Annotated in this window: 10 protein-coding genes; 3 read left to right on the top strand and 7 right to left on the bottom strand. The window is 35.5% G+C overall.

Annotated features, from left to right (window positions below; all coding sequences use genetic code 11):
- Positions 1-171: 171 nt before the first annotated feature.
- Positions 172-1062, bottom strand: coding sequence for a deoxyribonuclease IV (locus tag DF281_RS00990; RefSeq protein ID WP_109348389.1), 891 nt, complete (start codon positions 1060-1062; stop codon positions 172-174).
- A gap of 21 nt (positions 1063-1083) precedes the next feature.
- Complete coding sequence (locus DF281_RS00985; RefSeq protein WP_109348388.1) at positions 1084-2397, bottom strand: DEAD/DEAH box helicase; 1314 nt, start codon at positions 2395-2397, stop codon at positions 1084-1086.
- 194 nt (positions 2398-2591) lie between these two features.
- Here DF281_RS00985 and DF281_RS00980 point away from each other — a divergent pair, with 194 nt between their 5' ends.
- Positions 2592-3560 (top strand): 4-hydroxy-3-methylbut-2-enyl diphosphate reductase, encoded by a 969-nt coding sequence (locus tag DF281_RS00980; RefSeq protein ID WP_109348387.1) that lies wholly within the window; start codon positions 2592-2594, stop codon positions 3558-3560.
- A gap of 34 nt (positions 3561-3594) precedes the next feature.
- Here DF281_RS00980 and DF281_RS00975 read toward each other — a convergent pair whose 3' ends face one another.
- From DF281_RS00975 to DF281_RS14930, 5 genes are all read right to left on the bottom strand, one after another.
- The gene (locus DF281_RS00975; protein ID WP_109348386.1) at positions 3595-4716 is read right to left on the bottom strand and encodes a Nif3-like dinuclear metal center hexameric protein; all 1122 of its coding nucleotides are present in this window, start codon (positions 4714-4716) and stop codon (positions 3595-3597) included.
- Positions 4717-5409 carry a tRNA (adenine(22)-N(1))-methyltransferase gene (locus tag DF281_RS00970; RefSeq protein WP_109348385.1) on the bottom strand — a complete coding sequence of 231 codons (693 nt, stop codon included), beginning with the start codon at positions 5407-5409 and terminating at the stop codon, positions 4717-4719.
- Between the two features lie 108 nt (positions 5410-5517).
- Positions 5518-5901, bottom strand: a complete 384-nt coding sequence (locus DF281_RS00965) for a c-type cytochrome (protein ID WP_109348384.1) — start codon at positions 5899-5901, stop codon at positions 5518-5520.
- 154 nt (positions 5902-6055) lie between these two features.
- Positions 6056-6631 (bottom strand): hypothetical protein, encoded by a 576-nt coding sequence (locus DF281_RS00960; RefSeq protein WP_109348383.1) that lies wholly within the window; start codon positions 6629-6631, stop codon positions 6056-6058.
- Between the two features lie 305 nt (positions 6632-6936).
- Positions 6937-7248, bottom strand: a complete 312-nt coding sequence (locus DF281_RS14930) for a winged helix-turn-helix domain-containing protein (protein WP_256595757.1) — start codon at positions 7246-7248, stop codon at positions 6937-6939.
- A 69-nt stretch (positions 7249-7317) separates the two neighbouring features.
- Here DF281_RS14930 and DF281_RS00950 point away from each other — a divergent pair, with 69 nt between their 5' ends.
- Together DF281_RS00950 and DF281_RS00945 are read left to right on the top strand one after the other, a co-directional pair.
- The gene (locus DF281_RS00950; RefSeq protein WP_109348381.1) at positions 7318-8514 is read left to right on the top strand and encodes an IS256 family transposase; all 1197 of its coding nucleotides are present in this window, start codon (positions 7318-7320) and stop codon (positions 8512-8514) included.
- A gap of 184 nt (positions 8515-8698) precedes the next feature.
- Entirely contained in the window at positions 8699-10504 is a 1806-nt protein-coding gene (locus DF281_RS00945; RefSeq protein WP_109348380.1) for a sensor histidine kinase, read from the top strand.
- The last annotated feature ends 259 nt before the right edge of the window (positions 10505-10763 follow it).

Below are 10763 nucleotides of genomic sequence, written 5' to 3'. Positions count from 1 at the left end.
ATCGAATCTACTTACATTTCCATTTAAAAAGAGCGAGCCACGCTTCATAAATGAAACGTGATCTCGCTCAAACCAATCGATTTTTATTCAATTGAAAACTCTCACCAACGTTATTTGACAAAGAGCCACAAAAAAACCACTCAGAATAATGACAATTCTAAGTGGTTCTATTTACTGTTCTTTCATTTCAGCGATCGGTGATTCAGAGAATACACCATTTCGTAATTGCTCAATTTCGAACTTATATGGCGCTTTAGATTTTTTCTTATCTAAACCTACCCACGGTGTTTCTAAAATTTTCGGAACATTTACGAATGCTTCGTGATGAACAATTTCATTTAATGTTTTGAATCCGATATGACCAAAGCCGATATTTTCATGTCGGTCTTTGTGAGCGCCAATTGGATTTTTACTATCATTAATATGAAGGACCTTAATATTTTTCAACCCAACATAATGGTCAAATTGTGCTAGTACACCATCTAAATCATTGATTAGATCATAACCAGCATCATGTGTATGACAAGTATCGAAACATACCGATAGACGATCGTTATTTTTAACGCCATCAAAAATCATCGCTAATTCTTCAAATGTACGTCCACATTCAGAACCTTTGCCAGCCATTGTTTCTAAAGCAATTTGAACAGGCGCATCTACAGATAACACTTCATTCAAACCTTCAATAATTTTAGCAATACCAGCTTCTGGTCCAGCACCTACATGAGCGCCTGGGTGAAGAACGATTTGGTTAGCGCCTAAAGCGGCAGTTCGTTCAATTTCCTTTTGAAGAAATTCAACACCTAGACCAAATACTTCTGGTTTGATTGTATTCGCAATATTAATAATATACGGCGCATGAACGACTAAATTAGAGATGCCGTTTGCTTCCATATGAGCTTTACCCGCTTCAATATTTAACTCTTCAAGTGGCTTACGGCGCGTATTTTGAGGCGCACCAGTGTAAACCATCATTGTAGTTGCTCCATAAGAAGCAGCTTCTTCACTAGAGCCTAACAACATTTTTTTACCACTCATTGACACATGTGATCCTAATAACATCTTCAGACCTCCAGTAAAATATTAGTTTTTCGTTCTAGAACGAGCGCGTTTACGGCGTTCTTTCTTCTTGATTTTGTCCATTTCCCAACGCATATTACGTTTGTAACCTGGCTTAACTTTCTTCGGTTTACGGACTTTTGATTTAGCGATCCGATCGATGTCGTCTTCTTTTTTAGCTCCATCACGTTTTTGACGCGTGTGACGATCTTTCATATCTACTAATTCATTGTTTTTAATATCTTTCATGACAAAAGAAATATCCATTTTTTCAATTCGAGCGATTGCATCTTCTTCTGAAGGTTCGAAAATTGTAATGGCTTGACCTTTATTACCTGCACGCGCAGTACGACCTACACGGTGAATAAAGAATTCAAGATCTTGTGGTAATTCATAGTTAATGACATGTGAAATCCCTGGAATATCGATACCACGTGCTGCTAAATCAGTCGCTACGATATATTGGAATTCAAGTTCACGAATTTGTTTCATCATACGTTTACGGTCACGTGGTGTTAAATCACCATGAATACGACCCGCTTTAACGCCATTATTCGCTAAGAAGTTCGCTACATAATCCGCTTGTTTACGTGTGTTAACAAAGATAATTGATAAATACGGATTAATTGACTTGATTACTTCTAGTAATTTTTCATTTTTAGACTGACTTCTTGTTGGTACTAAGTAGAAATCTAAGTTTTCCGCAACTGGACGCTTATCATTCATTTGTACATGCACTGGAGAAGCCATGTACTTACGTAAAAATGGTTGTAAGCTTTCTGGTACAGTAGCTGAGAATACGTACATTTCTAGGTTGTCGCCCATTTGTGATGCGAATTGATCGATGTCTTCAATGAAGCCCATGTCGAATGCTAAATCCGCTTCATCCACTACAAGAACTTGTGCAGTATGAACTAATAAAGCTTGTTCATTTACTAAATCGCGCAGGCGACCCGGTGTACCTACAACAATTTGTGGTTGTGTTTTTAATTTATCAATTGAACGTTGTTTATCCGTACCACCGATAAATAATTTTGTTTGGATATTTGAACCTTCAATTAACTTAGCTAATTCACCGAAGATTTGTTGCGCTAATTCGCGAGTAGGTACAGCGATTACTGTTTGTACTTCCTCTTTATCTTGACGAATTCTTTCTACGATTGGAATAAGGAAACTATGTGTTTTCCCTGTACCCGTGTGTGATTGGCCAATGGCACTTTTCCCTTTTTGAATTAAAGGGATCATTTCTTTTTGAATTTGAGTTGGTTCTGTAAAACCTAATTTCTCAATCGCGTCTCTTAGAAACGGCTGAAAATTATAATCTGTATATTTTGACATTTCGTCACTCCTCACTTGCTTTCTACATTGTAACATGATTCCCGTTCAAGTAGCACATTTCGTTATCATACCGAAACAATTTAGTCCATGTCAAATGTTTTTAAAGAACTTTTTTGTTTCTGAGTCGTTCAATTGTATAAGTATGCTACCTCGTTTATAATGTAGATACTGTGTATTGAAAGGAGTTCGTTAGAATGAAAGTTGTAAAAATTACCCCTCGTGGATATTGTTACGGAGTTGTCGATGCAATGGTTATTGCTCGAAACGCTGCATTAGATAAAACATTACCTCGTCCTATCTTTATTTTAGGAATGATTGTTCATAATAAACATGTAACTGACGCCTTCGAAGCTGAAGGAATTATTACATTAGATGGATCGAACCGATTAGAAATTTTAGAACAAGTGGAATCGGGTACCGTTATTTTCACCGCTCATGGTGTTTCACCTGAAGTACGTGAGTTAGCGCGTCGCAAAGGTTTAGTATCAATCGATGCTACTTGCCCTGATGTGACAGTGACACATACTTTAATTGAAGAAAAAACTAAAGAAGGTTATGACATTATTTACATCGGTAAAAAAGGTCACCCTGAACCAGAAGGTGCTATTGGTGTAGCACCTGATCATGTTCATTTAGTTCAGCATATCCCAGACGTTGAAGCGTTGAATATCACGACTGAAAAATTACTCGTGACGAATCAAACAACGATGTCACAATGGGATGTTCACTCTTTAATGGAAGCATTAAAATTAAAATATCCACATATTGAAGTGCATGAAGAGATTTGTCTTGCGACTCAAGTTCGACAAGAGGCTGTTGCTAAACAAGCTGACCAAGCTGAACTATTAATTGTCGTTGGCGATCCAAAAAGTAATAACTCTAACCGCTTAACGCAAGTATCTGAAGAAATCGCAAATACGAAATCTTACCGTATCTCTGATTTATCTGAATTAAAACTTGAATGGTTGGAAGGCATCCAAACAGTCGGCGTTACTGCTGGTGCTTCTACGCCAACGCCAATTGTTAAAGAAGTCATTCGATTCCTTGATCAATATGATCCAAACGATGTTGAGACGCATCATTTAACTCGTTCTGTCACAATTGATAAAATCTTACCAAAGATCAAAGAACCAAAACCTGTTACACGTATCGAACCTTACTAAAAAAGATCAGTCCATTGCGGACTGATCTTTTTACTTATACAAATGTAAATGGTTCTGTTGAAAGTTCGCTTATGATGAACTCACAATTTACTTTCTGTTCTTCGCATAGCTGCGTCATTTTAACTGCTACACCTTTTTTCATAACGCTTTCGACATGATGCCCTGGATCTACAATTGATAATCCCATCGTTTCCGCATCTTGCGCAACATGGAAATATAGATCGCCCGTTACAAACACATCTGCCCCAGCATATTTCGCTGCACCGATATATTTATTCCCATCGCCACCAAGAACAGCCACTTTATGAATAGTAGAATTTAAAGCACCGACTACTCGAACTTGTGGAACTTGAAGCGTTTTTTTAACATGTTGAGCAAATTGTTCAAGTGTCATTTCTTCTTCAAGTTTGCCAATTCTACCTAGACCTAATGGTTTTGATTCATTATCAAGTGTTATTAAATCATATGCTACTTCTTCATAAGGGTGATTTTTAAGCATTGTACGAATTACTTTTTTCTTCTCCGACTCTGGTACGACTACTTCTAGTTTCACTTCTTCTTCACGATGAAGTTCATTTACATTACCTACGAATGGATTCGCACCTTCTAACGCTCTGTACATGCCTTCTCCGGTTGTTTGGAAGCTACAACTATCATATGTCCCTAATTTGCCCGCGCCTACTTGTGCAAACGCTGTGCGAAGTTTTTCAACATGCGAAGTTGGTACAAAAACAGCTAATTTATATAATTTTTCAGAATAAGTTGGTACAAGTACTTCACAATCATTTAATTGCAATGCTTCTGCAAGTAGATCATTGACGCCACCTGTCGCAACATCTAAATTCGTATGTGCCGCATAAACTGCAAGATCATTCTTAATGCATTTCTCAAATAATTGACCTTGAGGTGTATCCGTTCTTAAATTCGGTAGTTTACGGAAAATTGGTGGGTGATGCGCAATAATCAACTGACAACCTTTTTCGATTGCTTCATCCACAACTGCATCATTCACATCTAAAGTAACTAAAACTTTAGAAACATCTTTATTAAGTGTACCAATCGCAAGCCCTATTGGATCATTTTCCATTGCTACTAATTTCTTCGGTGACCAAGATTCGAAAATTTGAATAATCGTTTGACCATTCGAATGTTTCAACTATAAAACCTCCTCAACTAACTGGATTTTCGCGTTTGTTTCAATAATCTTCTCTTTAATTGGCTCTGTTTGCATGACAGCTTTCACCGATTCTAAAATGAATTGCCATTGCTTAATTTCTCCAAGCCACTTTTGAACGAACACTTCATTTTTTTCCTTCAATAAAAACGGCCCCATTAATAATTCCGCTTCTGAAAGTTGTTCTTCTCCACGTTCTAATACAATTATTTCATAGATTTTGTCATCTTCCATTAAGATGGCTTCATCGACAATTTTCCAGCCATTCACTTTAGCCCATTGGCGAATTGAAATCGCATGGATATTCGGTTGTAAAATCAATCGTTCGACCGTTTCTAATCTCGATAAATCTTTATTTAAAATACTTGCGATTAATGGTCCACCCATTCCTGCGATCGTTACTGCTGTTACACCATCTTCTGCAGAAATTGCTTCCATTCCATCCGCAAATCTTACTTCGATTTGATTTTGAAGTTTTTCTTTTTTCACTTCGTTACATGCTGATTCATATGGTCCTTTTACAACCTCACCTGCAATTGCTTTGTCTACAATCCCTTTATTCACCAAATAGCATGGCAAGTATGCATGATCTGAACCTATATCTGCTACAACTGCACCCTCTGGTACAAATGAAGCTACTTTTTCTAATCTTTTCGATAATCTTTGGGCATTCATTGATCTATGCCCTCCCTTCTACATATCATATTGTAGCGAATAATTTAATGAATGAAAAGAAAGAAAACGTAGTAACGCTAATGTTTATTAGCATTACTACGTTTCGAATTATTTCAAACCTTCAATATACTTGGCAACTGCCTTAATTTCTGCGTCTTCCGTTAAAAGTCCGCCCGGCATGCCACTACCTTTACCATCTTTAATAACTTTTTCAACGTCAGCTGCTTTTAAACCAGTGCCGTGAAGTGATGGTCCCATACTTCCTTTTAAATCATCACCGTGACAACTAATACATTTTGCAGATGTGATTGCTTTCGGATCTGCTTCTCCTGAACTTGCTGACTCTTTGTCGCCACCAGTTTGTTCAGTTTTTGCATCTTCCTTCTTAGCTGCTTCATTTTTCTTATCTGCACCGCTTAAAGACATAAAGAAAATAAGGCCTAAACCAAAAGCGATAATAAGTAGATAAGGTACAACAGGATTTTTCTTCATAAATAGCCCTCCCTAAAAATTGAATTTTTTTCTCATAATAGAATTACTCAACAATTTCATTGTACTTCATGTGAGCTAAAACGAAAAGTAATAATATCCAATTTCTACAATCTATTCATAAAAATTTCCAAATGCGACATAAATGGATAAGGATTTATGCGAAGATCCAATAAAAAACGATTACGAGTATGCCAAGTACGCCAGAAATCGTGAAATAAATTAGTTTTCGAGAAATCCCAACAATTAACCAGATTAAACAATTCATTATTAATACTGCCCAGATCGCAATTTGGTTTTCTGGGGCAAATAATCCAGCAAGTTTAACCGATATCGAAAATAATAGTAACGCCGCTGTCGCATAGGCAAATGTAGTTGTTAAAGTTGGATTATGAGCGGTTTTTAATATGTATGAAGCGACTCCAATTAGTAATACGGCACTAATAATCATCGGAACCCAGACAAAGTTCTGCGAGAAAATGAACATTAATGCTATAGAAGCGATTACGAGTAGAACAGAAAGAACTAGCACAAAGGTCTTACCTAATGATGCTTTTTCGGTTTGAAGAATTGACTGTTCAGCCAGATGCTTCTCTCCTTCTTCAGTTAAAGATTTCCCCTCTGTATATAATTGTGTTAAAAAATCACAATAATGTTCAGGCAAAAGACTATTCGTTTTCCAAAATGAAATTTCTTTTAAAATAACCGCTTTCTTCTGTTGATCCTTTTCCATAGTTGCCCTCCTTATTTAAGGCTATCTATGTATTTTATCGGTAGCATTCTTTTATATTTTAGAAAAACACATATCCCCTTTACTAATGAACTTTCATTAGTAAAGGGGATATGCACTAATATTCCAAGAATTTTCAGTTAATAACTATGCGAATGGTATTAAATACAATTGAAAACACACACTACTTACACTTTTTATATGCTTATGACAAGGTATGCCTATGAGAAATAATACTGCTAATCTACGATATTCAAAAATTATCCTTATAGAAGATAAACTATTGAAAAAACCTACATTGTTTAATTTCACATTGAAAACTGATACCCATATCCTCTTTTTGTGTGGATATATACCGGTTTCGATGGATTGTCCTCCAATTTCCTTCTTAGCGTACTAATGTTTACAGAAACAACTTTTGTGTCCTCAACCCCGTCAACTCCCCAAACACGATCAATTATTTGGTCAAGGCTCAATATTCGCCCTTTATTTTCAAGTAAATAAAACAATAAATTTTTCTCTTTAACAAATAAAGGTATTAACTCTCCTTTTTTATATACTTCTTTACTGTCATAATAAACCGAGAGTATAAAATATTTTGTGTAAATGAAAAATTTCAATAAAAAAGGAAGACCTTTTCTTGGTAGAATTAAGTCACCACAACTAATCCTAGAAAAGAGGTCTTCCCTATGAATCAGTTTACAACAGAAATTGTCGATGCACTAGTGAAAAAACAAGATATTACCGAGGTTTTTCGTTCGCACTTGGAAATGGCAATCAATTCGCTACTGGCGACAGAACTAACCGAATTTCTTGATTATGAAAAATATGATCGTATCGGCTTTAATTCAGGCAACTCACGCAATGGGTCTTATTCGCGTACACTTCACACGGAGTACGGTGATTTAGCGATTCAAATCCCTCGTGATCGTAATGGCGAGTTCAAACAACAGACAGTGGCTCCGTATAAGCGCTCAAACGATACGTTAGAAGATACCGTGATTCACCTATTTAAAAAAGGGATTACGATGTCTGAAATCGCGCAATTAATCGAGAAAATGTACGGGCATCATTATACGCTACAAACGATTTCAAACATGACAAAAGCTGTATCAGAAACGGTTGAAGCGTTTAATAAACGTTCGCTGCACAATCGCTATGTATGCGTGTATTTAGATGCAACGTATATTGCCGTGCGTCGTGATACGGTGTCAAAGGAAGCCGTCTATATCGCTGTTGGTATTCGCGAAGACGGCTCTAAAGAAGTGCTCGCTTACACGATTGCCCCAACGGAGTCTGCTTACAACTGGAAAGAGCTAGTAGAAGAGCTGAAAGACCGTGGTGTAGAAGACGTCTTATTATTCGTATCAGACGGCTTAAAAGGCATGGCTGACGCTGTTATTAGTGTCTTTCCAAAGGCCAAATATCAAGTATGTTTAGTTCATGTCGGTCGCAATATCATGCATAAAGTGCGCGTAGAGGATCGCAAGGAAGTCTGCGAAGATTTTAAAACGATTCACCAGGCCAAGGACGCCGAAGCAGCTGCGCTAGCACTTGGGCAATTCTGCGAGAAATGGAGCAAATCGTATAAAAAAGTTACACAGAGCTTACTTGATAATCCGTATTTACTCACGTTTTATCAGTTTCCAAAAGCAATTTGGCGAAGCATCTACTCGACAAATCTAATTGAATCTTTTAATAAACAAATCAAAAAATATACGAAGCGTAAGGAACAGTTTCCGAACGAAGAATCACTGGAACGCTTCTTAGTGGCACAGTTCGAAGACTACAATCAACGTTTCGCCACACGTTGTCACATCGGTTTTAATCAGGCCCGTGCCAAACTAGAAGAGATGTTTGAGCAACTGCACGAACCGACAAACTAACCGGGACGAGCCAGCGCGAAATTTGGATATCTAGGAAAGGGCTAGCCCTTTCCTAGATATCCAAATCAAAGCTTCGAACAAGTCTATTTGAATACAAAAGTGGTCATCTACCTTGAAAGGTTGAAAAGTCATTTACACAAAAATATTGACAGTCCCTGCATTTCTATTGAAAGAGAAAATTCAATTGAAACATTATTTATTAAAATTAATAGATTTTGAACAAAGCGTTTCTGTACTTCCTATTATGCCTCATACTATTTTTATCCAATCAATCGCTCTTTTTGATTTAGTTTACTTTGATGAAGTTGATCAAATGCAGGTATCAAAAACAAAAATGAGAAAATTCAAATCTAAACTGAAACGTAATATTAAGATTATTGAGAAATGGTCTAAACTTCAAATCAACAATTTTCAACATATGTATTTTTTACTCAAAGCTGAAGAAGCAAGAAGTAGTTGCAATACTTCATTAATTCTTTCTTGTTATGATCGTTCAATACAAACTAGCAAACAATATAAACACCTACATGATGAAGCAATATGTTGTGAAAGAGCCGCTTTATATTGCTTTTCCATTGATAATGTCATTGCTGGTAAAAGTTATTTAGAACAGGGGTTTCTTGCATTAGTGAAATGGGGAGCAAAAAATATTATTGCTGAATGGAAAAGAATAAACCCTCATTTTTCTAACACTATTTTTAATTCCAATTCGACAGTGCCGAGTAACTCAGATTTACCTTTAATTAGTGAATTCACACAACTTTATACGGAAGATTTTTCAATAGATCATTTATTAAACTCAGCTTGTTTATTACTTTTGAAAAATTCTGGTGCGACAAAATGTACTTGGTATAATTATTCAGTTCAAGAAATTGATTTTATTGTGACAACACAAAGTTTCTCAAAAGTAATTTGTAAAGATCTTTTGGCATTTCATCTTGTCGATCCAAACACAGAAAATATACTGAATTTAGTTTCAAATAGTCGTGAGTTAGTCCAAATTAATACTGACGACAATATTCTATCATTCAATCTAAATTCAAATAATTCGAAATCAGTATTTTATTTACCAATCATTCAAGATGAAGAAATTGCTGCTATCCTATCCTTTAAAAACAATCATATTTCAAGCGCATTCAAAAATACTGATATTCAACGAGTTACAATGATTGCTACACAAATAGTTCACTTTATTAGTCAAAATACTATAGTATCAAATTTAGAATCCATTATTCAAAACAGAACAGATTCACTCATACAATTAAATAATAAATTACTTGAGACTAATCAGAATATAGAATATTCAAAGAACAATCTACAAAATTCATTTAAATTAATTTCACATGATTTAAGAGCACCACTTACTTCAGTTATAGGGTTTATTGATTTACTCGTTGACGGAATTGTAACTGAACCCAAGGTAGTTGAAGATTATTTAGTACGAAGTAGAGAAAAATTATTTTCAATGAATCAAATGATACAAGATTTATTTGACTTATCTAAATTAGAAACTGGAACTTTCCAAATGAATTTTGAAACTTGGTCTGCACAAAGTCTTTTTTTCGACCTTAACTCCCAGCTTTTATTTGATGTAAATCAAACACATTTGAATTATTCAAGTGAGATGGAGCTCGAAGGTGAATTATTGCTTTCTATTGATTTACAAAGGATTGAACAAGTATTAATGAATTTAATTCAAAATGCGGTAAAGCATACAAAAGCAGGTTCAATTTCATTTTCCATGATCAAACGTGATGAATATGTCGATTTTATTATACGTGATACTGGCAGTGGCATCGATCCAAGACATCTCCCTTTTATTTTCGATGTTAACTATACAAAGTCAAAAGCACTTTCTACTGACTCTTCAGGAATTGGTTTAGCTGTATGTAAGCATATAATTGAGAATCATAATGGTCAACTGTATGTTGATTGTGTGCAAAATGTTGGCTCTGTCTTTACCTTTAGTATCCCTTATTTTACACCCTAGTAAGAGGAGTATTTTTGTGAAAATATGCAATTACATTTCTAACATTCTAATTTTAACAAAATTTATTTTTTTGGCTTTGCGTCAAATGTTGTTGTGAATATTTAGGTCTTGAATATCGAGTAAATTTCGAATATCATGATTAATAGACAAGTGATTCTCCCCCTTAGTTTATTGGTTCGAGACTTTTATTCTATAGGGAAACTCACTTGTTTTCTATTTTTTCGAATAAAAATAACGTTACTGAAGTTTCCGCACCGAT

The sequence above is a fragment of the Kurthia zopfii genome, from assembly GCF_003143955.1.
Lineage (GTDB): Bacteria > Bacillota > Bacilli > Bacillales_A > Planococcaceae > Kurthia > Kurthia zopfii.
This window is presented reverse-complemented; position numbering and strand designations above follow the sequence as displayed.